Here is a 21,530-nt window from a genome sequence, read left to right as displayed (position 1 = left end):
CATGAAAGAAAACAATCTGCTTTCCGCTCTGGCGGCCCATCTATTTAGGGCTTCGAGCGACAATGGGCGAACGCCCTCGGAGCGGGAGCTCGCCGAGCACTTCGCCGTTAGCCGGGGGCAGCTCCGGGAGGCTCTGGCAATCCTGGAAGCCATGCGCATTGTGGAGCGCCGGGCGAAGTCGGGTATCTATCTGACGACTACGGAGGCGAGCGTCGAGGCGATAGCACTCTTCGCGCGTGCCGGCGTGCCACTGGATCCGATCGTGATCTACGAGACGGTGGAGCTCCGCAAGATCCACGAGATCAAGGCTGCTGAACTCGCCTGTGCGCGGGCGACGGAGGAGAACTACGAACGCCTGCGCGAGATTCTAGCCGCTTCCGAGGCGAAGATCGAGTCGGGCCAGGGCCTCGCCCGCGAGGACAGGGACTTTCATCTGGAGATCGTGCGGGCGACGAAGAATAGCGTGTTCTACCGTGTCTGCAGCGTTTATTACACGATGGGCGAGCAGCGGCTACCCATCTACTTCGCGGATCTCGCCCGTAGCCGCCGCTCACACGAGGAACATATCCGTATCTACGAGGCGCTGCTCGCACGCGACGGCAATCTCGCACAAGCATTGATGAATGCCCATCTGCAGGGTGCGGAAAGCTACTGGAAGGGCCTCATCGGCGGGCCCGCGACAGCAGCGGAGTAGCCCCGGTCGGCAATGAGGAGGCCGATGAGTTACATTTTCTCGACCCATCCCCTGCATCCCGACGCCGAGGCCATGTTGAAGGCGGCGGGTGATCTCCGCGTCGCGTCCGCCCCCGATCCCGAGACGTTGCTTCGTGAAGGCGAGGGTGCGGAGGTTGTCATCGTGCGCGCACCGATCCCGCCCGCCTTCTTCGGAAACGTACCGGCCCTGCGTGCGGCAGTCCGGCATGGCGCGGGGCTCGACATGATCCCCTACGACGCGGCCACCGCCGCCGGCGTGCTGATCGCCAACGTACCGGCCGTCAATGCGCCGACTGTTGCCGAGCACGTCTACATGGTGATGCTTGCCCTGCTGCGCCAGTTCCGTCCTATGGACCGGGATCTCAGAAGCGATGGATGGAATGCCGGGCGCGCCCGCTCCGAACGAGCCCACGACCTGGCGGGCCGTACCATTGGCATCGTCGGAATGGGCAATGTTGGCAAGGCGGTCTTCCGTATCGCCAAGTACGGCTTCGGGCTGGATATCGTTGTCAACAGCCGCTCGCCGGCAAGCGTCCCCGATGGTGCACGATTTCTCTCGCTCGACGACCTGGTTTCCATCGCGGACATCGTCGTTCTCTGCTGTCCGCTTACACCCGAGACGACCGGCCTTATGAGCCGTGAGCGGATAGCGCGCATGAAGCCGGGCGCGATCCTCGTCAATGTGTCGCGCGGCCCCGTCGTGGACGATGCAGCGTTGATCGAGGCGCTGAAGGCGGGCCGTATCGGTGGCGCGGCCCTCGACGTGTTCTCTACACAGCCCGTACCGCTTGAGCATCCTTACTTCCGGCTCGACAATGTGATCGTGACGCCGCATCTCGCCGGCATCACCGAGGAAAGCATGATGCGCATGGGAACGGGAGCTGCGGCCGAAGCAATCCGCGTCTTGAAAGGCGGGCTGCCCACCAATCTCCGCAACCCTGAGGTTGTCGAACACTATAGGCGACGGTTCCCGGCGTAAGGCATGGCAACTTCGCCGCACTCCAGATGGAGAGGCTCTTCTGCCGCAACCGCTCATTTGTTGTCTTGCCCGCTATCCTGCGCCGCGGCAGCGATTGCAAATTGTAGGTATAGTCAGCTTGGCCGTTGTCGATCGGAACTCAGCCAGCGTGGCGCAGGCTCATCCCGCTTCCGCCGTCGAAGAGCACGACCTTTTCCGGGTTCCAGGAGAAGCGAACAGACTCCTCGATCTCGAGGTCGGTCTGGGCTGGCACCGTCGCCTGCAAGAAGTGGTTGCCTGTGCGAAGCGTGACGATCTTCTCGACGCCATGGTTCTCGACGTCGTGGACGCGGGCTTCGCCGGGTGCGCCGCTTTCGAGGAAGAGATCTTCCGGGCGGATGCCGAAGGTGAGGGGCCGTCCGTCAACCGCAGTGCCGAACGCCGTCCCAAAAGGCAAGCGATAGCCTTCGTCCGCGATAGCCTCGCTGCCCGCAAGCCTCCCTGAGATCAGGTTCATCGGCGGCGAGCCAACGGCGCGTGCAACGAACGTGTTGACGGGATTGCCATAGATCTCCTGCGGCGTGCCTGTCTGAACGAGCTGGCCGTTGTTGAGCACGCCGATCTTGTCGCCCATCGACATGGCTTCGATCTGATCGTGGGTGACGAAGAGGAAGGTTGCCCCGAGATTCATCTGGAGGTTCTTGAGCTCCGTACGCAGCGCCTCGCGCAGTTTGGCGTCGAGGGCGGAAAGGGGCTCGTCCATCAGAAAGACGCGCGGCTTGCGCACGATGGCCCGACCGATGGAAACGCGCTGCATCTCGCCACCGGATAGGCGGTCCGTCTTGCGGTCAAGCAGGTGCTCGATCCGGAGCGTCCTCGCGGCGCGGGCGACACGCTCCTTGATCTCAACCGGTTCGACCCGCCGGATGCGAGATTTGAGTGGGAATTCGAGGTTCTCGCGCACCGTATAGCGGGGGTAGAGCGAATACTGCTGCAGCACAAGCGCAACGTCGCGCTCGGCGGCGCCCCAGTCGGCGACGTCCTCACCGTCGATGAAGATCTGTCCGCCCGTCGGCTTTTCGAGCCCGGCAATCAGCCTAAGAGTCGTCGTTTTGCCGGCGCCCGTCTCGCCGAGCAGCACGAAAAACTCTCCGTCGGCAATTTCGAAACTGAGATCCTTCAGGGCAGTGTGGGTTCCGAAGGTCTTGGTGATGCCTTTGAGTTCGATGTGAGCCATCAGAGCCTGGTCCCAAAAGATATGCCGGTCGAGCTGTCGAAGAAATGCGCCTGAGCCGGATTTATCCGGGCCCAGACGGCCGTACCGGGCCGGGGTACGAAGCCGCTTTTCGTCCTTGCTCGCAGCATCTGGGCGCCAACCTGCAGGTCTATGATGTCGTGCGAGCCGAGCGGTTCGATGATATGGGCCTCGACGGGCACGAAGCCCTCACGTGCTTCCCGCGAGACGAGAACCCCTTCAGGTCGCACGCCGAGGGTGAGATTGCCGTTTTCGGCTCCAGCGGCAGCGAGCTTGGCCGTGAGACTGGACGGAAAATCGAATGCGGCCGGAGCACCTCGGACCAGCACGCGCGCATGCCCGGCATCCTCGGAAACCGTCACCTCAGCCATGTTCATGACCGGGCTGCCAACGAATTGCGCGACGAACATGTTGGCGGGACGTGCGTAGACCTCATGAGGGCTGCCGACTTGCTGCAGCACACCTTCGTGCATGACTACAATACGGTCGGCGAGGGACATGGCTTCGACCTGGTCATGGGTAACGTAGATTGTAGTCGAGCCCTGTTTGATGTGAAGCCGCTTGATCTCAGCGCGCATCTCCTCGCGGAGCTTCGCGTCGAGCGCGCCGATCGGCTCATCCATGAGCATTGCCCTGGGACGCCGGACGAGTGCCCGGCCGATCGCCACGCGCTGCATGTCGCCGCCTGAAAGAGCGGAGGGCCTTCTGGCGAGCAGGTGCGTGATCTGCAGCGTTTTTGCAACCGCCTGAACCTCGCGCTCGATATCCGCACGGTTGCCGCGCGTGGCGCGAAGCGGAAAGGCGATATTCTCGAAGACCGTCATGTGCGGGTAGAGCGAGAAGGACTGGAACACAAAGGCGATGTCTCGGTGCGACGCCTTTATGTGTTGCACCGGCTGGCCGTCGATAAGGATGTCGCCTTCGTCGATCGTTTCGAGCCCGGCGATCGCGCGCAGCGTCGTCGTCTTGCCGCAGCCAGACTGGCCAAGCAGAACAATAAACTCGTTGTCGACGATGGCGAGATTGAGGTTCTTGATGACCTGAACGGCACCAAAGTGCTTCTCAATGCCGCGCAATTCAATCTGCGTCATGGATTCCTGCTCTCGTCAGTTTTCTGTTCTGGCGGGACCTTCGACGTGATCATGAAGGCAATCAGCCCGACTAACGTCATCGTCAGTCCGTAGCGATGAAGGAACAGGTTCCATGGCTGGCACAGCGCAATGATGCCGGATATCATCAGGAGCTGTGAGCCTGGCTCGAGATACTTCTGGTTTATGGCACGAAACGTCATTTGCGGATCGCTCCGAAACTCATCCCGCGCAGGAGATGGTTCCTGAGCAGGAAGGTGAAGATGGCGACCGGCAGCAGAAACAGGAAGGTACCTGCGGCAATGACGGTCCAATCCGGAAGGCCAGAGCCGACCTGGCTTGGGATGAAGGGTGGTGCCGTTTGCGCGCGCCGGTTCGTCATGATCAGCGCGAAAGCATACTCGTTCCACGCTGTGATGAAGCAAAAGACGGCGGTCGCGGCTATCCCTGTGGCGGCCTCTGGGAGCACGATCTTGAAGAAGGCTTCCAGGCGCGTGTAGCCATCGACGAGTGCCGCTTCCTCATATTCCTTCGGAATCTCGTCGATGAAGCCTTTCATCAGCCAGACCGAGAAGGAGAGATTGAAGGCGGTGTAGAGGATGATAAGACCCCAGTGGGTGTCGTTCAGCCCGACAGCCCGGTACATTAGGAACATGGGGATCGCTACGACCACGGGCGGGAGCATGCGTGTCGATAAGATGAAGAACAACAGGTCCGCTTCGCCCTTCATTTTGAACCGCGAGAAACCGTAGGCCGTGAAGGTACCCATGCCAACGGCGAGCACCGTAGAGGTGATCGCGACAATCAGTGAATTCATGAAGCGGTTGGGATAGCCAGATAACTGCACCTCACCGCGTCCCGAGCGCACGACCTTTTCACCCCCTTCGAAGACGAGCCGTTCCCACCAAGGAGCGGCAGCATAGTCTTCTGGCTCCGGTGCTGCGCGCAGCTGAGAGCGCTTGGTGAAGAGCTTCACGAACGGCGAGATCTCCGGCTCGAAGATCACCGTCGGTGGGATGGTCGTCGCGAGGTTGCGCGGTTTGAAGGCTGTAGACGTGATCCAGTAGATCGGTGCGAGGAAGAGCAGCGTGATTACGAGCACGGCGGCGATCGCCACTAGGTTCAGCGCGCGCTCGGAGCGAGTTTGGACGGCCGCCATCTCAGCGCTCCTTCACCCTGTTGAGATATTTGACGTAAATGTTGGTGATCGCGAGCACCATGATCAGCACTATGTAGGCGAGTGCGCAGGACCGCCCGGTCTGCCATTCCTGGAACGCCATCTTGTAGAGGCGGATCGAGATCACTTCCGTGGTCGGCTGGCTCGTGAGGATGTAGGCGAGGTCGAAAGTCTTAAAAGCCTCCATCGTGCGGAAGATGATCGCGATCATGAGTATTGGTGCCACGAGCGGCAAGGTGATGCGGAAGAAAGTATAGAACGGCCCCGCCCGATCGATGGCCGCCGCCTCGTAAAGGTGCCTAGGTACGGCCGAGAGGCCGGCAAGCGAGAGCAGCATCACGAAGGGGGACCACATCCAGATGTCGGTGATGGCGACAGCGTAGAGTGCCATGTCGGGATTCGCCAGCCACTCGAAAGAGCCGAGGCCGAGCGCATAGTTGATGATGCCGAAGGATGGGTCGTAGAGCAGCTTCCAGAAGAGCCCGACCACCGCCATCGACAGCATCATCGGCAGCAGAAGCAGTGTCGTGATTAGACCCTTGAACGGAATCTCACGGTTGAGCAGCATCGCCGTGCCGAAACCGACAACAACCTGACCGGTAACCGACACGATCACGTATTTCGCCGTAATGGCGAAGTTCGCCCAGATGAAGGGGTCGTTTAGCAGTTCCCGATAATTCTGCAGGCCGACGAAGGTAGCCGGCGCGTTCGTCGAAGCACGAAAGTCGGTGAAAGAATAGCCGAGCGAGTAGATCAAAGGGAAGATGTTGAAGACGATCAGGAACAGGATCGTCGGAACAATGAAAAGATTGCGAATTTTGATGTCGCTCAAGCCCCGCGAAGCAGCGCGCGACTTCGAATCTAACGATGTCATAACCACGGTGGCCAATGTGCTCCTCCTCCGAGAGCCCAACGCCGGGCGCCATCCTTTTGCGCATTTCTGAGCGCGACGCCGCGTCCGGCGCCAAGTTGAAGAAACGGGAGGGAGCCGGCACCCTCCCAAATGTCTTACCCGTTAGTGGCGGCCGTACTTCTTGAAGGTCGCGTTCCAGTCCTTGGCGAGAGCATCGAGCGCCTCCTTTGCCGTGCCCTGGCCGGCCGTCACATAGGGGTAGATGCGTTGGTTCATCTGGATCAGCAGCTCGGCGTATTCGGGCGTTGCCCAGAAGTCCTTCACCTTGAACATCGTCTCATAGAAGGCCTTGTTGTAGGGCGTCGCGTTTTGGAACTCTTCGGACTCCAACACCTTGGCGCTTGCCGTGTAACCGCCGAGTTCGGCCCAGCGCTTCTGAGTCTCGTCCTTGATGAACCACTCGAGGAATTTCATCGCCTCTTCCTTGTTCTCGGAATAGGAGACGATGGAAATGCCCTGGCCGCCAAGAGCGGCATACTGGTCGCCATCCGGGCCGGCCGGGTTGGCGAAGAAGCCGGTGACCTTCGCGTTCGGGTTCGATGCTTCATTGACCAGCGCCGGGAAGAAGGCGAAGTAGTTCATGCTCATCGCGGCGAGGTTTTCGGTGATCGCCTGGTTGTTCTCGACGAAGAAGCTCTTCGCCCAGCCAGGAGGGGTGAAACCGTAAAGCTCGCGGTAGGTTTCCAGAGCCTTGACGTTTTTCTCCGAGTTGATGATCCCGTCGACCTTGTAGGTGCTGTAGTCGCCGAGTTCTCCGCCGAAAGAGAAGATGGCGTTCTCTACACCCATTACGAGACCATCATAGGAGTTGTCGGTGTAGATCGCGATGCCGTAGCGCTTCTGGTCCGGACGATGGAAGAACTCGGCGATGTCGCGCAACTGCTTCCAATCCTTCGGCGGAGCGAGGTCATAGCCATACTTCGCCTTGAAGGCTTCCATCTCCTTCGGGTCCTCGAACCAATCCTTGCGGTAAGACCACCCGACCGCGTCGCCCTCGGCCGGGATCGACCAGTACTTGCCGGAGTTCGCAGGATACTCCGAGTAGTACTTCACCGTGGCAGGAGCCATCACATCGTTTAGCTTGTGCTTGTTGAAGAACTCAGTGAGATCGACGTAGTGGCCGGCCTCCGATGCGGCCCCGATCCACTGGGAGTCGCCGACGACCATGTCGTAGGCCGAGCCTTTCGCGTTGAATTCGGTAAAGGCCTTCGTCTGGAAGTCCGCCCAAGGGGTCGTTTCGACCGTGACCTTCACGCCGGTCTCGGCCTCATATTCGTTTACAAGCTCCTGGAGATAGTTTGCCGGGTCCCATTCGGCCCAGAAAATCGTCAGTTCTTGCGACTGCGCGGGTGTTCCGCAGGCAAACATGAAACCGATACCGGCCATCAGACCGGCCACTGTCTTGCGCATTACATTTCCTCCCCTTTTATGCACAATACCCACCTTGCGGCGGGCGGTTCGCCTATCAAATCCTCCTGGCTGGCGCTTCTGCGGCGGGTCCTCCTCGACCCTTGTGTCTTGTGTCAGATCTCAAGCTTAACGGGCCGCAGTACCAATCTGGTATTACCAAAGCTAACGAGCGTCAAGGCCCTGTTTCGTTGCCTTCTGCCGCAGATCACCGTTCGCAATGCCGCGATCTGCGGAATTTAACCTGGCATGCTTTACCGGTAGTTCAATCAGGGAAAAGCTTGTCAACAAGCCGCCTACATGCGTATCATTCAAATTGGTCAAACCAGTTTACTGTGCGCGAGAGTGCGCGATGTCATGCCGCAGTTTGCGCCTCCCGAGCCGCCGCCTCGACCAAGGCTGCCGCCGCCCATTGTGCAACGGATTGCGCGCGTTCGGCCGATAGGCCCCAAATATCCTTGAGCACGACCAGCACCTCGACACCGAAAACAAGCGAGAGCGCCTGAGCGAGCTGCTCGCGGGCCTCAGTGGACACCTTGCCCTCGAGTGGCACGGTGACCTGTCGCAGGAGTTCGACGCGGTGGCCGCGCGTGAGCTGTGGTTCGTTACCAAGCGTGCCCGCCTGGCGCTGCGCCCACTGGTCAAGCGAGAGCTTGAGCGCCGCCTTGAAGGTCGCCTCGAATTCGTCGATTCGTGGCATGGCCGTGGCCAGCAGATTGGCAATGCGCGTAAGCGCATCGGGTGCTTCGGAGCGCCAATCGAGGATCGGGCCGAGCGCCTCGTCCACCACCGCATGAACCAGCGCCGCCTGGCTTGGAAAGTAGCGATAGGCGGTGGCGCGTGACACTTCGGCGGCTTCCGCGACCTCACTTACCGAGGGCGTGATACCAGACTGCATCAGCCGTGTGGCGGTTTCCAACATGAGTTTGCGTGTGCGCGCCCGGGGACCGCGTTCGGCGCGTGCGGAGGATTCGCTCTGTTGACGTGAGACATCCATATCTTTACGATACGCACATCTCATAATTTTGCAAGAGCCGGCAAAATGGCGGGCAGTAGGCGGCTTTTAAGGCAGCGGAGGGCCTAAGCCGCCAGGGAGGAGAGATGAAGCACATTTACGTCGTCGGTACGGCCGATACGAAGGGGGAGGAACTCGCTTATCTTGCGTCCCGCGTCGAGGCAGCGGGCGGCCGGCCCGTTCTGGTCGATGTCGGCACGCGTCGTCCCACCATTGCGGTCGACATCTCCGCCGAAACCGTAGCTGCCGCGCATCCGGACGGTCCCGCCGCGGTGCTTTTGGGCGACGATCGAGGGACGGCGGTCGCCGCAATGAGCGAGGCCTTCGCGCGCTTCCTTCCTGAACGCGAAGGCATCGCCGGGGTGGTGGGCATTGGTGGTGGAGGCGGCACATCAATCATCACCGCCGGCATGCGCAGGTTGCCGCTCGGGCTGCCGAAGGTCATGGTCTCGACGCTCGCGTCCGGCGACGTAGCACCTTATGTCGACGTCTCCGATATCATTATGATGCCGTCGGTCACGGACATGGCCGGGCTGAACCGCCTGAGCCGCGTGATCCTGCAAAACGCGGCCGAAGCGATTACCGCCATGGCCAACCGGCCGGAGAAGGAATTGGCCTCGAAGCCCGCTCTCGGCCTTACGATGTTCGGCGTGACGACGCCCTGTGTGACTGCCATCGTCGAACGTCTCAAGGCCGACCATGACTGTATGGTCTTCCACGCCACAGGCACCGGCGGACGCACGATGGAGAAGCTTGCAGACAGCGGGCTTCTTTCGGGCGTGCTCGACATCACGACGACGGAGGTCTGCGATCTTCTCTTTGGCGGCGTTTTGCCGGCGACTGAGGATCGTTTCGGCGCAATTGCGCGCACCGAATTGCCCTATGTCGGCTCCGTCGGGGCGCTGGATATGGTGAATTTCTGGGCGCCCGAGACGGTGCCGGAGCGTTATGCCGGCCGCCTCTTCTACCGCCACAACCCGAACGTCACGCTCATGCGCACGATTCCGGAGGAGTGCGCTGCGCTCGGAAGTTGGATTGGCGCAAAGCTGAACCTCTGCAAAGGCCCGCTCCGGTTCCTCATCCCGGAGAGAGGCCTGTCGGCGCTCGATATCGGGGGCGGCGCCTTCTTCGATCCTGCGGCGGATGCGGCGCTCTTCGAGGCACTGGAAGCCACCGTCGAAGGAACCGACGCGCGCCGCATCGAACGGCTTCCGCTCCACATCAACGATCCGCAGTTCGCCGAGGCCGCAGTCGCCGCCTACCGAGATATCGCCAACCGCTGAAAGAGACACCGATGCCAGTAGTCCCCCGCAAGACCATTCTTGAAAAGTTCCACGGCATGATCGCCGCCGGCAAGCCGATCATCGGAGGTGGGGCCGGCATGGGGATTTCGGCGAAGGCCGAGGAGGCGGGCGGCATCGACCTCATCATCATCTATAACTCCGGCCGTTACCGGATGGCGGGCCGCGGCTCGGCGGCCGGTCTGCTCGCCTATGGAAATGCCAATGAGATCGTGAAGGAAATGGCCTTGGAGGTGCTGCCGGTCGTGAAGACGACACCGGTACTCGCCGGCGTCAATGGCACTGACCCATTCGTTTTCATGCCGCAGTTTCTCGCGGACCTGAAAGCCATGGGCTTTTCCGGCGTACAGAATTTCCCGACCATTGGCCTCTTCGATGGACGGATGCGGCGGAGCTTCGAGGAGACCGGCATGGGCTACGGTCTTGAGGTGGACATGATCGGTGAAGCCCACCGGCTCGACCTGCTGACGACCCCCTATGTCTTCAACGAGGAAGAAGCGATCGCGATGACGAAAGCGGGTGCAGACATCATCGTCGCTCATATGGGCGTTACTACGGGCGGCGCGATCGGCGCCACGTCCGCGATCTCCCTCGACGACTGCGTGAGAGAAATCGAAGCAATGGCGAAGGCCGCACGCTCAGTACGGAAGGACGTCATCGTGCTGTGCCACGGCGGGCCGATCTCGATGCCGGAGGATGCACGCCATATCCTGGACCGTTGCCCGGAGTGTAATGGTTTTTATGGCGCAAGTTCCATGGAGCGCTTGCCGGCCGAGGTGGCGATCCGCAAGCAGACGGAAGATTTCAAGGCGCTTGCCATCAGAACGGTGGTTTGAAGCGGGGCAAGATGCGGGAGGAGGCCGCGGCATGGCAAAGGACAAATATTTTCTCTACCCGAAGGATGTCGACAGCTTCGGCTTTGACTGGGGTCGCCTCGCCCTGACGGTCGCGCCGGAGGTGAACGGCGCCGAACGCTTCTCGGGTGGGGTGGTGGATTTGCCGAGCGGCGAGGGGCATGCGCGCCACAATCATCCGGGCGCGGAAGAGATTATCTTCGTGATCTCGGGCGAGGGCGAACAGATGGTGGAGGACGAGAACGGCAATCCGGTGACGCAGAAGGTTGGGCCCGGTTGCACGATCTATGTACCGGAAAGCAGGTTCCACTCGACGAAGAACACGGGTTCCGGCCCGATGCAACTGTTTGTCGTCTATTCGCCAGCCGGCCCCGAGCGCGCGCTTCGGGATCTGCCGGATTTCCGTTTAATCCCGCCCGGTACCTGAGAGCGCGCGACAACGCCTTTCTGGGAGAAATTCAGTGGATGTAAGCCCAAGAGAAACGCGGGCGGCGGAGCCGCCCTTCGATACGGCGAAACTAGACAAGCTCATGGAGGAGGCGGGCATCGACGTGCTGCTCGCCACCTCCAAGCACAATGCCCAGTACCTGCTGGGCGGCTACAAATTCATCTTCTTCGCCGCAATGGATGCGATCGGCCACAGCCGCTATCTGCCGATCGTCCTTTATGAGAAGGGCTCACCCGATCACTCAGCCTATGTTGGCAACCGCATGGAAGGGGGCGAACACCAGAACAACCCGTTCTGGACACCCGCCGTCCATACGGCAGCCTGGGGTACGCTCGACGCTGCAGCGCTTGCGGTCGAGCACCTGAAAAAGATCGGTAAGGCCGGTGCTCGCATCGGCATCGAGCCGCCCTTTCTGCCGTCGGATGCGCGGGATTTGCTGGCTTCTCGTCTCGAAAGTGCGCGTTTTGTGGATGCGACGCACACGCTCGAGCGACTGCGGGCGATCAAGACGCCGCAGGAATTGCATAAGCTCAAGCTTGCGTCCGAACTGATCACTGATTCCATGCTTGCCACGATCGCGGCAGCACGGGAGGGGTCCACTAAGATCGAGATCATTGAACGGCTCCGGCGAGAGGAGACCAATCGCGGCCTGCATTTCGAGTATTGCCTGCTGACCCTCGGCTCTAGTCACAACCGTGCGGCCTCGCCGCAGGCGTGGGCGAAGGGCGAGGTGCTTTCGATTGATTCCGGGGGCAACTATCACGGCTACATTGGGGACCTTTGCCGCATGGGCGTGCTCGGCGAACCCGATACGGAGCTCGAGGATCTGCTAGCTGAAGTCGAGTCGATCCAGCAGGCGGCCTTCGCGAAGATCAAGGCCGGGGCTCAAGCCAGTGAGATGATTGCGGCGGCGGAAAAGATGCTGGAAAGCTCGCCTTCGGCCGCCTTTACCGACTTCTTCTGCCACGGCATGGGTCTCATCAGCCACGAGGCACCGTTCCTGATGACCAACCACCCCGTTGCCTATGAAGGCGTGGACACGGATCGGCCCCTGGAGGCAGGCATGGTCATTTCCGTCGAGACGACGATGCTTCACCCGAGGCGCGGGTTCATCAAGCTCGAGGACACGCTCGCCGTCACGAGGGACGGATACGAGATGTTCGGCAACAGAGGGCGCGGCTGGAATCCAGGGGCGGTATAGCGGGCGGCGAGACCACTGGAGAAATGGAGCCCGGCGCACGATCGTGTGCCGGGCTCGTAGTCTATCAGTTGTGGTAGATCTCGGTGCCGAGAACCTTAAGGCACTCCCGCATGAAACCGGCAAGAGCCGTCCAGCCCTTTGCCGATACCATCGTCCCGTCGACATAGGCCTCGGTGGGGGAGAGGTCGATATAGGTGCCGCCAGCCAGCGTGACTTCCGGCTCGCAGGCGCCGAGAGCGCCGACCTTCTTGCCGCGCACGACACCGTCGACGGCGATCAGAATTTGTACGCCGTGGCAGATCGTGAAGATTGGCTTCTGCTTTTCGTGGAAGTGCCGCACCATTGCCTGCACGCGTTTGTCGGTGCGGATGTATTCCGGACCACGGCCGCCGGCGCAGTAAACGGCGTGATACTCATCGAGTTGAGTTTCTGCTTCCACGAACGTCTTGTTGATGACGACATTGTGGCCGAGTTTCTCGGTGTAGGTCTGGTCGCCTTCGAAGTCGTGCAGGGAGGTCCGCAGGATGTCGCCGGCTTTCTTGTCCGGACAGACGACATGGACCGTATGACCGACGGCCTCCATGGCCTGCTGGAAGACGAAGATTTCGTATTCTTCGGTGAAATCGCCGGTCAGCATGAGAATCTTCTTGCCTGGCATAGTCTTCTCCTCCTCGTGGTTGAAAGCCGCGGACGGACTCCATCCGCCTGCATGGATCTGTTTTTCAGTCCGGCGGGCTCCGCCTTCGTGACATGCTAGCTTGCGACATGTACTCCAGACCCGCAGCCTCAGCTGAACTCGAGACCAATCTTCTTGCGAACTGGAGGCGGTGGTTCAGCGGGCGTTGATGCCGCATCTTTCCCAGACCGGTTGCGCGTGCGAATTCCAAGCTCTGTCAGGCATCCGGCGGAGTCAAATAACTACAGATTCAACTTGGATTCAATTTGCTTCGCGCGTCGAGATTCCTTCTAGAGCCCCAGATCGGTCGTTCCCGTTGTCTGTCACCGATGGGCCTATCGGTCGATCTTTCACCTCCCTCGGAGTGCCCAACGTGTCGAGGGGAGCCAGCGGACATACAGCTAACTTCGTTGTGGACACCGCGCGGGAGATGCATCCTCGGCCGAGGTTACAAAAGAATAGACCCGCCCCGCGAGGTCCGGAATGTCCGCACAGCGCTTGCTCGCGCCACGGCGTCCGCAAATTGGGCTCAATCGAGCCGTTCGTATTGCCGGACACCAATGACAGCAATGGGGTCGAAGGGAGCCGTCCTACACGAACCCCGTGCATGGCTTGTACGAGGACGTTCACGTTCTGGGCTAAAAAGATCGCATAATGTATCGACTGGAACGGTGCAGCTGCGCGCTTGCCTCGATGTCCTGCACCGCAACCGATATCGAGCCCGCGGTCGCGCACTCTGACGTCGGCGGCGGCGCGCAGATGCTCATTGTGCAACTTCAATTCCGCGTCACAAAAGTCGGCACGATCCATGATGTCCACCTTCCCTTGGCAGATCGCGGTCACTTGGCGGATGCTCGTCCTCCGGCATGTTCGTCGATAGCAGCAATGATTTGTTCCCAATCGCCGGCATGAATTTCGTGACCGCCGCCTTCGATCTTCACGAACTTCGCATTTGTTACGGCGCGCGCGAGTACCTCGCCGTGCTCAACTGCGAAAACCGGATCGGTCGTGCCATGAATGACGAGAAGCGGCACCTTCATTTCGTTCAGCCGACCCTGCCATGGCTCGCCGACGTCAAAGAGGACGATGTGATTGGTAGTGTTGAGATAGCCTCCGGACCGGTCGAAGTCCCGTTCAAGGAAAGCTCGGGTACCGGCTTCGTCGAACGAATGCGCCTTGCTTGCTGTCAGGCGCGCATCTTCGACCAGGTAGGCGACCGCGTCTGCTCGGTCTGACCAGTCCGCCTCGACGGACATATGTTCCATCCAATCCTCGCCGCTGGCCGGAAGGCCGGATGTGTGCACTCCGACCGGCGAGGTGCTGATCGCCGTCAGGGAAAGCACACGCTCCGGATTCTTCAGCGCAGCCACCTGGCCGACCATGCCGCCGAGAGAAAAGCCGACAATATGGGCTTCCGAAATCCCGTAGCCGTCGAGCACGCGGAAGACGTCATCGACCGCGTCGTCGAAGGTGTAGCCCGGCTGACCGGGGGGATACTTCGTCGAAAGACCGGTGTCGCGCTGGTCATAGCGGATGACGAAGCGACCCCGTTTGGCGAGCCCCTGACAGAATTCCTCCGGCCACCACAGCATCGAGGCCATTCCGCCCATGATCAGAATTAGCGGCGGCTGGGTTGAATTGCCGAAGGTCTGCGTTGCGAGCTCGACCCCATCGGTGCGGATCACCAACGTACTCATGCGAGGCCCTCGCGGAGCAGCGCCGCTTGTACCGCAGGTCGCTTCTCGATCCTGGCGATGTAATCGCCAAGCGGCTCGGGCAGGGGGAAGCCGAGTTGCGCCGCGCCCCACGCAAGTTGGAAGAGATAGGCATCCGCGACCGTAAAGGTCTCTCCGAAAAGATAGCCCCGATCCAATCGGACCGCGAGGAAGCCGAACCAGTGCAACAGTTGCTGGCCCGTGGGGTCCCTGACATCCTCCGGAAGTGACAGGTAGGTGGGAAACCGCTTGTGAATCTCGGTCGCGATGAAGCTCAGCATCTCGAGCAGGCGGTAGCGCCCCAGATGACCGTGCGGTGCGAGCTCAGGTGTGCGATCGGCAATCCAAGTCAGGATCGCGACATTCTCGGTCAGCACTTCGCCATCGTCGAACATAAGGGCGGGCACATATCCTGTCGGGTTGATCTCCGGGTAATGGCCGCCCCCCTCGATCTGTTTCGTCTCGAGGTCGACCTTGACCAAGTCGAATTGAATTCCAGCCTCCAGCATAGCGATATGGTCGGCCAAACTGGTGAAACCGGGCGCCGAGTAAAGCTTCATCAATCTGACTCCTTCGCAAGTGATTGTGATTTGCAACTGGTTGCAGATTAGGTGTGATGCTTCGATAATGCAAGCGGTTTCTTGAAGGATAACGAAAGAGGTGAAAACGCCGACGGATCAATCGCGCGGCTGTAGCGCTGGCTGACCAACTCCCAAAGGATGATGCTGTTGACGGCATAGGAGCATCTGTCGAAGTCGGAAAGCAAAAATGCAAATTTCGTGCGGCTATGCAAAATTGTGCAAGTCATGGCAGCATCTCGAGGTCGGTTGGCTCGGGTTCTGCACCCGCCTCGGGTAGCATGGCGTGGACCTGACCCTGGTGGTGGGTCTGGTGATTAAAGAGTTGAATAATGTAGAGAGCCTTCGGCTTCTCTACCCGTGTTGAACCTCCCCCATGATACCAAACAACCATTCCGTCCAGATCCTCATCGAGCAGTCCAGCCGCCCATTCTTCGATTTCCTCGTTCCGTCGCGCACCACCGGTGCGCGACGTACGTCAGCTCAGGCAGGCGATCGGCAGCTCAGCAGCGGCGTAATCGGCACCTTGCATCGTCTGTGTGATGCTCGGCGGCCGAACGAACGTCCGCTTACGAGAGTTGATGAGGCGGCCATGGGCGACCGCGATGGGGGCGCGAAGCGGAAATCATTTCCGCTGTCCGGTCTTTAGCTGCCGTTATCTGCCCTGGCCTTCAGTAGCGGACTCAATTGGGACCAGCAGGATCGAAGTGGGGCTGGGTTTTGGCTGGCCTTTGTCCAAGTGGAAGGCTTCGAATGCGTAGTCTGGAAAGCGGATACAAAGGGCGCTCCAGGCGGGTTTGATCGTCGGTCCTCGTCCAAATTGATGGAGGTGGTACGGCTATCCGTCCGTACCGCCTAAAATCCACGCTCCCGCAACAGAGCGGCCAAGGCTTCGTCAGACCAACCCGCCATCTCGAGCAGCGCTTGATAAGGATTGCTAGCCTCGAGGGCGAGCGTAGCCGCAAATGCGGGCTCGGTTTTCATGCCATCGTCTCGAAGCCGCATTACGGCCGCGCGGAAGCGACTTCCGCCGATAGTAAGAAGCCTATGCTCCACCTGAAAATGCTTCCAGCCGTGCTGCTCGGACACCGGCACAGCGTGACCAAAGAGTTCGAACGTCCAATCAGCGGCGGCAAACGAGGCGATGATCGGGTTTTCTCTACCGGTCCACTGCCGGATAATTCTGCTTCGATCGCCTTCATCAAGCAGCTTCTCGAAGGCGCTCCGCCCCCACCTGGCTTGAGCTTCGGCATGGTTGATGTCCGCGATCTGGCCGATCTCCACATCCTCGCGATGACGGCGGATGCGGCAAAGGGACAGCGCTTCATTGGAGTGAGCGGCGATGTCGTCACGCTGTTCGATATCGCCAAGGTACTCAGGGAGAATCTCGGCGAGCTCGCTGCGAAGGTGCAAGCACTGCCGATAGAAGAGGCGACGAGCGCGCCCATTCGCAGGAGCACCAGCAAGAAGGCGAGGCGAATGCTGGGATGGCGTCCTCGGGCTCAGGAGGAAACCATCATCGATACAGCCCGGAGTCTATTTCACCACGGCGTCGTAAGCGCGCATTAGCGGCCGGACGAGGCGGTGAGAGGATTTTCGCCCCGCACGCAAATGACTGCTAGGTGGTGTGTGGCCGACAACGGCTACTTCCGGCCGCAAGATGCGCTCGGAAGCCTTGAATTGTCGCATCCGGGAGATAGATGCTCGGACTAGGACTGTGCATGACGAGGGAGCGACTTCATGGGACAGTTGACCACCAGGGAGCGGGATGTGGCGGCGGCGATTTTGATCGTCCTGGCAATCATTGGAATTGCCATGGCGGTGGCCGGCCGGGCAGATCCGCTCGGAGTTCATGGCGCGATCGTCCTGCTCTACAGCATGGCTCTCATGTACCTGATCATGTCGACATCCTTCGGTCCGGCTCCGGATCCTTCGCGTATCTCGCGCTACTATGATGATCCGATCAAGGTCGGCGTCTGGTTCACATTGTTCTGGGCGATCTTCGGCATGTTCATTGGCGTCTGGGCCGCCGCCCAGCTTGCCTGGCCGAGCCTGAACTTCGACACGGCGTGGGCGAGCTTCGGGCGGATCAGGCCGGCACACACGACCGGGGTGATTTTCGGGTTCGGGGGCAACGCCTTGATAGCCACGTCGTTCCATGTCGTCCAACGGACCTCGCGGGCGCGGCTGGCGGATCAGGTCAGCCCATGGTTCGTGCTGTTCGGCTACAACCTCTTCTGCATTCTGGCCGTGACCGGCTACTTCATGGGCGTGACGCAGTCGAAGGAGTACGCGGAGGCGGAATGGTACGCCGATCTCTGGCTGGTCATCGTCTGGGTCACCTATTTCGTCCTCTACATCCGCACACTGGCACGCCGCAGGGAACCCCACATCTACGTTGCGAACTGGTACTACATGGCCTTCATTGTGGTCGTGGCGATATTGCACATCGTCAACAACCTGACCGTTCCGGTTTCCCTCGGCCACGCCAAGAGCTACACGATATGGGCGGGCGTGCAGGACTCGATGGTGCAGTGGTGGTATGGGCACAACGCGGTCGCCTTCTTCCTGACGGCGGGCTTCCTGGCGATGCTCTACTACTATCTGCCGAAGCGGGCCGAGCGGCCGATCTTTTCCTACCGGCTGTCGATCCTCAGCTTCTGGGGCATTACCTTCTTCTACATGTGGGCCGGTTCCCACCATCTTCACTATACGGCCCTGCCGCACTGGGTGCAGAACCTGGGGATGACGTTCTCCGTGATGCTCCTGGTCCCGTCCTGGGCGTCGGCCGGCAATGCCCTGCTGACGCTGAACGGCGCCTGGCACAAGGTGCGCGACGACGCCACGCTACGCTTCATCATGATGGCCGCCTTCTTCTACGGCCTCTCGACCTTCGAGGGTTCTTTCCTTGCTGTTCGCCCGGTCAACTCGCTGTCCCACTATACCGATTGGACCGTGGGCCACGTCCACGCGGGCGCCTTGGGCTGGGTCGCGTTGATTACCTATGGTTCGCTCTATACGCTTGTGCCGGCGATCTGGAAGCGCGAGCGGATGTACTCCGCGGCGCTTGTCGAAGTGCACTTCTGGCTCGCGTTCGCCGGCACCCTCATCTACGTCTTTGCCATGTGGAACTCGGGCGTCATCCAGGGCCTGATGTGGAGGACCTATACGGAGGAGGGGACGCTTTCCTACTCCTTCGTGGACTCGCTCGTGGCGATGTACCCGTACTACATAGCGCGCGCCTTCGGGGGCCTGCTGTTCCTGATCGGGGCCGTTGTCGCCACCTATAACATCTGGATGACCGTCCGGGGCGCCCCCGTCGTCAGCGGCGAGCGGCATGACGATCTTCCGCTGGCCGCTCCGGTGCCCGAAGGCGCTGCGACCAGCCCGGCGGAGTAGCGGCATGCGCGAACTCCTTCATCGAAAGCTCGAGCGAACGGCAATCGGATTTGTGCTGGCGATCATAGTGGCGGCCAGCGTCGGTGGAATCGTCGAGATCGCTCCGCTCTTCACCATCGACGAGACGGTGGAGGAGGCCGAGGACATGCGGCTCTACACCCCGCTGGAACTCGCCGGCCGCAACATCTACATCCGCGAGGGCTGCTACGCCTGCCACAGCCAGATGATCCGCACTCTGCGCGACGAGGTGGAGCGCTACGGACCGTTCTCGCTTGCGGTCGAATCCAAATACGACCACCCGATGCTCTGGGGCTCGAAACGGACCGGTCCCGACCTTGCGCGAGTGGGCGGGAAATACTCCGACTTCTGGCATGTCGCCCATCTCACCAATCCGCGCGACGTCGTGCCGGAGTCGAACATGCCGGCTTATGCCTGGCTGGCGCGAACGCCGCTGCGCCTCGACGATCTCGGCTCGCACCTACAGGCGCAGCGCAGCGTCGGCGTGCCTTATACCGACGAAATGATCGAAAACGCGGCGCGCGACGCCTTCGGCCAGGCCGTACCGGACAGTGAACAGGCCTCCGGCGTGACGGAACGCTATGGAGAGGAAACACAGGTCAGTGCTTTCGACGGGGTGACGACCCGGGTCACCGAGATGGATGCGCTGGTCGCCTATCTGCAGGTGCTCGGGCGGCTCACGAAGGCGGCATACCAAAACACCGCAGCGCCGGAACAACCACCTAACCCGAACGATTGAAACGAAAAGAGCAATGGCGGCCATGGATGTGACGCACGAGACATTGGTGGAGACAGCGAAGACCTGGGGGCTCTTCTATCTCATCGGGTTCTCGATCTGCGTGCTGGTCTACACCTTCTGGCCGGCGAACCGTGAACGCTTCGATCGCGCCAAGAGGGACATTCTCGACAAGGACGACCGGCCATGGACGTAGAGGAAGTCGATCCGATCAGCGGCCGAAAAACCACGGGGCATGAGTGGAACGGCATCAAGGAGCTCGATACACCCGTTCCTCGCGGAGTGCTGCTTTTCTTGGTTGTGACCCATGTCTTTGCTCTCATCTGGTGGGTGCTGCTCCCGACTTGGCCGCTCGGCAGCACCTATACGAAAGGCCTGCTCGGGATCGACGAGCGTAACGTCGTCGAAGAAAAGCTCGCGGCGGCTACGGCAGCCAGAGCCGTCTGGGAGAAGAGGATAGACACCCTCTCATACAACCAGATAAGGGCGGACGAAAGTTTGATGGCGACGGTGCGCTCCACCGGCTACCAAGTCTTCGGAGACAACTGCGCCGTCTGCCACGGCGTCGACGGCAAAGGCAGAAGCAATTATCCGGATCTGACCGACGACGACTGGCTTTGGGGCGGCGGACCGGAGAACATCGCCCAGACCCTGAGGGTCGGGATCAACACCCGACACCCCGAAAGCCGGGTAGGGCAGATGCCCTCGTTCGGGCGCGACGAGATGCTCGACCGCAATCAGGTTCGCGACGTCGCCGCCTATGTCTATTCGCTCAGCAATCCGTCGTACTCCACACCGGACAACGTCGGGCGCATCGAGGCGGGCCGTGAGGTGTTCCTGACGACCTGTGCTGCCTGCCACGGCGAGGACGCGAGGGGCAGTCTGGAGGTGGGCGCTCCGAACCTGACCGACGCCTATTGGATCTACGGCGGCACGATGCGGAACATCATCGAGTCGGTCCATGGCGGACGCCAGGGCCATATGCCGACATGGGACGAGAGGCTCACTCCGACGGAGATCAGGATCCTTGCTCTTTACGTCAACTCCCTGGGCGTGGAGAAACCGTGATGACGAAGGCAGTCGCAGGACCGGTGAGAAGAGGGCTGCTCTTCTGGATAGTGCTGGCGGCGGCCATCTTCGTCGGAGCCAACGCCCACTTGCTTTACGTCGCAGTTCAAAGCGATCCCGGCTGTATCCCGCATCTTAAGGAGCCGGGGTCGGCGGCGGGACAGTACCGAGCGGCAAAATCGTCCTGTTGACCGTCGTGGAGGGGCACATGGCAGAGAAGTCACGGAGTTTCATCGGCGAGGTCTCAGGCATAGAGGAGACCTGGAATCCGAAATGGCAACGGCATCTTCCTGCGAAGGCGCCTTTCGAGTGGCTCGCCAAAGGCTGGCGCGACCTGATCACCTACCCGATCCCCAGCCTTGCCTATGGGGCAGGGGTCTTCGCCGTTTCCTTTCTGATCGTCTGGTTCCTGTTTGCCACCGGACGCGACTATTTCCTGTTTCCGGCGATGGCAGGTTTCATGATCGTCGCACCTCTGCTGGGCGCGGGCCTCTACCTGAAGAGCTCGCGCCTTGAACAAGCGCAGCCCGTAAGCCTCGGAAGCATGCTGCGTGTGAGGCCGGCTGCTGGGGCTCAGGTGCTTTTTACTGGAATGCTTCTGTGCATGCTGATGCTGCTTTGGATGCGCGCGGCGGTGCTCATCTATGCCTTGTTTTTCGGCGTGCGGCCTTTTCCGGGGCTAGGGCATGTCACGCAATTGCTGCTGACGACGCCCGCCGGTTGGGCGATGCTCCTAGTCGGCATCTTTGTAGGAGCGCTGTTTGCCGGGTTTTCGTTCGCGATCAGCGTGTTCTCGGTTCCGATGCTGCTCGACCAACGCATCGACGCATTCACGGCAATGGGCGTGAGTGTTGCGCTAGTGTGGAACAATCTCCGTCCGATGCTCGTCTGGGGCGCGATCGTTTTGGCCTTGTTCCTGGTCAGCGTCGCGACGGCACTCATCGGCCTCATCGTGATCTTCCCGCTGCTCGGTCACGCAACCTGGCACGCCTATAAAGCGATGCGATAG

Annotated in this window: 24 protein-coding genes; 12 read left to right on the top strand and 12 right to left on the bottom strand. The window is 60.7% G+C overall.

What is annotated here, in order from left to right:
- Position 1 precedes the first annotated feature (1 nt).
- Entirely contained in the window at positions 2 to 694 is a 693-nt protein-coding gene (locus QN219_RS14665) for a FadR/GntR family transcriptional regulator (protein WP_284000443.1), read from the top strand.
- Positions 695 to 718: 24 nt separating this feature from the next.
- Positions 719 to 1,693: a hydroxyacid dehydrogenase gene (locus QN219_RS14660; RefSeq protein WP_284000442.1), complete on the top strand. Its 975-nt coding sequence runs from the start codon at positions 719 to 721 to the stop codon at positions 1,691 to 1,693.
- A gap of 139 nt (positions 1,694 to 1,832) precedes the next feature.
- Here the strand turns inward: QN219_RS14660 and QN219_RS14655 are convergent, their stop codons facing one another.
- The 7 genes from QN219_RS14655 to QN219_RS14625 form a co-directional block, all read right to left on the bottom strand.
- Entirely contained in the window at positions 1,833 to 2,909 is a 1,077-nt protein-coding gene (locus tag QN219_RS14655; protein ID WP_248449214.1) for an ABC transporter ATP-binding protein, read from the bottom strand.
- Positions 2,909 to 4,018: an ABC transporter ATP-binding protein gene (locus QN219_RS14650; RefSeq protein ID WP_284000441.1), complete on the bottom strand. Its 1,110-nt coding sequence runs from the start codon at positions 4,016 to 4,018 to the stop codon at positions 2,909 to 2,911. The genes QN219_RS14655 and QN219_RS14650 overlap by 1 nt, the downstream gene beginning before the upstream one ends.
- Entirely contained in the window at positions 4,015 to 4,218 is a 204-nt protein-coding gene (locus QN219_RS14645; protein WP_284000440.1) for a hypothetical protein, read from the bottom strand. Before QN219_RS14645 ends, QN219_RS14650 begins: the two co-directional genes overlap by 4 nt.
- The gene (locus QN219_RS14640; protein WP_284000439.1) at positions 4,215 to 5,174 is read right to left on the bottom strand and encodes a carbohydrate ABC transporter permease; all 960 of its coding nucleotides are present in this window, start codon (positions 5,172 to 5,174) and stop codon (positions 4,215 to 4,217) included. The genes QN219_RS14645 and QN219_RS14640 overlap by 4 nt, the downstream gene beginning before the upstream one ends.
- A gap of 1 nt (position 5,175) precedes the next feature.
- On the bottom strand, positions 5,176 to 6,081 hold the full coding sequence (locus tag QN219_RS14635; RefSeq protein ID WP_026621800.1) for a carbohydrate ABC transporter permease: 906 nt from the start codon (positions 6,079 to 6,081) through the stop codon (positions 5,176 to 5,178).
- Positions 6,082 to 6,207: 126 nt separating this feature from the next.
- A complete protein-coding gene (locus QN219_RS14630; protein WP_284000438.1) occupies positions 6,208 to 7,515 on the bottom strand; it encodes an extracellular solute-binding protein in 1,308 nt (435 codons plus the stop codon).
- A 352-nt stretch (positions 7,516 to 7,867) separates the two neighbouring features.
- Positions 7,868 to 8,509: a TetR/AcrR family transcriptional regulator gene (locus QN219_RS14625; protein WP_284000437.1), complete on the bottom strand. Its 642-nt coding sequence runs from the start codon at positions 8,507 to 8,509 to the stop codon at positions 7,868 to 7,870.
- Between the two features lie 104 nt (positions 8,510 to 8,613).
- Between QN219_RS14625 and QN219_RS14620 the strand changes: the two genes are divergently transcribed.
- From QN219_RS14620 to QN219_RS14605, 4 genes are read left to right on the top strand one after another with little or no spacing between them, the layout of a single operon-like run.
- Complete coding sequence (locus tag QN219_RS14620) at positions 8,614 to 9,810, top strand: Tm-1-like ATP-binding domain-containing protein (protein WP_284000435.1); 1,197 nt, start codon at positions 8,614 to 8,616, stop codon at positions 9,808 to 9,810.
- An 11-nt stretch (positions 9,811 to 9,821) separates the two neighbouring features.
- A complete protein-coding gene (locus tag QN219_RS14615) occupies positions 9,822 to 10,664 on the top strand; it encodes a phosphoenolpyruvate hydrolase family protein (protein ID WP_284000434.1) in 843 nt (280 codons plus the stop codon).
- A 31-nt stretch (positions 10,665 to 10,695) separates the two neighbouring features.
- A complete protein-coding gene (locus QN219_RS14610; protein ID WP_284000433.1) occupies positions 10,696 to 11,109 on the top strand; it encodes a cupin domain-containing protein in 414 nt (137 codons plus the stop codon).
- 34 nt (positions 11,110 to 11,143) lie between these two features.
- A complete protein-coding gene (locus tag QN219_RS14605; protein WP_284000432.1) occupies positions 11,144 to 12,331 on the top strand; it encodes a Xaa-Pro peptidase family protein in 1,188 nt (395 codons plus the stop codon).
- Between the two features lie 64 nt (positions 12,332 to 12,395).
- Here the strand turns inward: QN219_RS14605 and QN219_RS14600 are convergent, their stop codons facing one another.
- The 5 genes from QN219_RS14600 to QN219_RS14575 all read right to left on the bottom strand — a co-directional run bounded on the left by QN219_RS14600 (position 12,396) and on the right by QN219_RS14575 (position 16,713).
- Entirely contained in the window at positions 12,396 to 12,989 is a 594-nt protein-coding gene (locus tag QN219_RS14600) for a DJ-1/PfpI family protein (protein ID WP_284000431.1), read from the bottom strand.
- 857 nt (positions 12,990 to 13,846) lie between these two features.
- Positions 13,847 to 14,704 carry an alpha/beta hydrolase gene (locus QN219_RS14590; protein WP_284000430.1) on the bottom strand — a complete coding sequence of 286 codons (858 nt, stop codon included), beginning with the start codon at positions 14,702 to 14,704 and terminating at the stop codon, positions 13,847 to 13,849.
- A complete protein-coding gene (locus QN219_RS14585; RefSeq protein WP_284000429.1) occupies positions 14,701 to 15,282 on the bottom strand; it encodes a glutathione S-transferase N-terminal domain-containing protein in 582 nt (193 codons plus the stop codon). Before QN219_RS14585 ends, QN219_RS14590 begins: the two co-directional genes overlap by 4 nt.
- 244 nt (positions 15,283 to 15,526) lie before the next feature.
- Positions 15,527 to 15,694, bottom strand: coding sequence for a DinB family protein (locus QN219_RS14580; RefSeq protein ID WP_284000428.1), 168 nt, complete (start codon positions 15,692 to 15,694; stop codon positions 15,527 to 15,529).
- A 461-nt stretch (positions 15,695 to 16,155) separates the two neighbouring features.
- The gene (locus QN219_RS14575; RefSeq protein ID WP_284000427.1) at positions 16,156 to 16,713 is read right to left on the bottom strand and encodes a DUF4269 domain-containing protein; all 558 of its coding nucleotides are present in this window, start codon (positions 16,711 to 16,713) and stop codon (positions 16,156 to 16,158) included.
- Positions 16,714 to 17,040: 327 nt separating this feature from the next.
- Between QN219_RS14575 and ccoN the strand changes: the two genes are divergently transcribed.
- The 6 genes from ccoN to QN219_RS14545 are packed head-to-tail and all read left to right on the top strand — an operon-like array spanning position 17,041 to position 21,530.
- On the top strand, positions 17,041 to 18,699 hold the full coding sequence (ccoN, locus tag QN219_RS14570) for a cytochrome-c oxidase, cbb3-type subunit I (protein ID WP_284000425.1): 1,659 nt from the start codon (positions 17,041 to 17,043) through the stop codon (positions 18,697 to 18,699).
- A 4-nt stretch (positions 18,700 to 18,703) separates the two neighbouring features.
- Entirely contained in the window at positions 18,704 to 19,456 is a 753-nt protein-coding gene (ccoO, locus tag QN219_RS14565) for a cytochrome-c oxidase, cbb3-type subunit II (protein ID WP_284000424.1), read from the top strand.
- A 22-nt stretch (positions 19,457 to 19,478) separates the two neighbouring features.
- Positions 19,479 to 19,649: a cbb3-type cytochrome oxidase subunit 3 gene (locus QN219_RS14560; RefSeq protein WP_284000587.1), complete on the top strand. Its 171-nt coding sequence runs from the start codon at positions 19,479 to 19,481 to the stop codon at positions 19,647 to 19,649.
- On the top strand, positions 19,640 to 20,521 hold the full coding sequence (ccoP, locus tag QN219_RS14555) for a cytochrome-c oxidase, cbb3-type subunit III (RefSeq protein WP_284000423.1): 882 nt from the start codon (positions 19,640 to 19,642) through the stop codon (positions 20,519 to 20,521). The genes QN219_RS14560 and ccoP overlap by 10 nt, the downstream gene beginning before the upstream one ends.
- Positions 20,521 to 20,712 carry a hypothetical protein gene (locus tag QN219_RS14550; RefSeq protein ID WP_284000422.1) on the top strand — a complete coding sequence of 64 codons (192 nt, stop codon included), beginning with the start codon at positions 20,521 to 20,523 and terminating at the stop codon, positions 20,710 to 20,712. Before ccoP ends, QN219_RS14550 begins: the two co-directional genes overlap by 1 nt.
- A 17-nt stretch (positions 20,713 to 20,729) precedes the next feature.
- Positions 20,730 to 21,530 (top strand): DUF2189 domain-containing protein, encoded by an 801-nt coding sequence (locus tag QN219_RS14545; RefSeq protein WP_284000421.1) that lies wholly within the window; start codon positions 20,730 to 20,732, stop codon positions 21,528 to 21,530.

The organism is Sinorhizobium sp. 8-89 (assembly GCF_030124325.1).
Taxonomy (GTDB): domain Bacteria; phylum Pseudomonadota; class Alphaproteobacteria; order Rhizobiales; family Rhizobiaceae; genus Sinorhizobium.
This window is presented reverse-complemented; position numbering and strand designations above follow the sequence as displayed.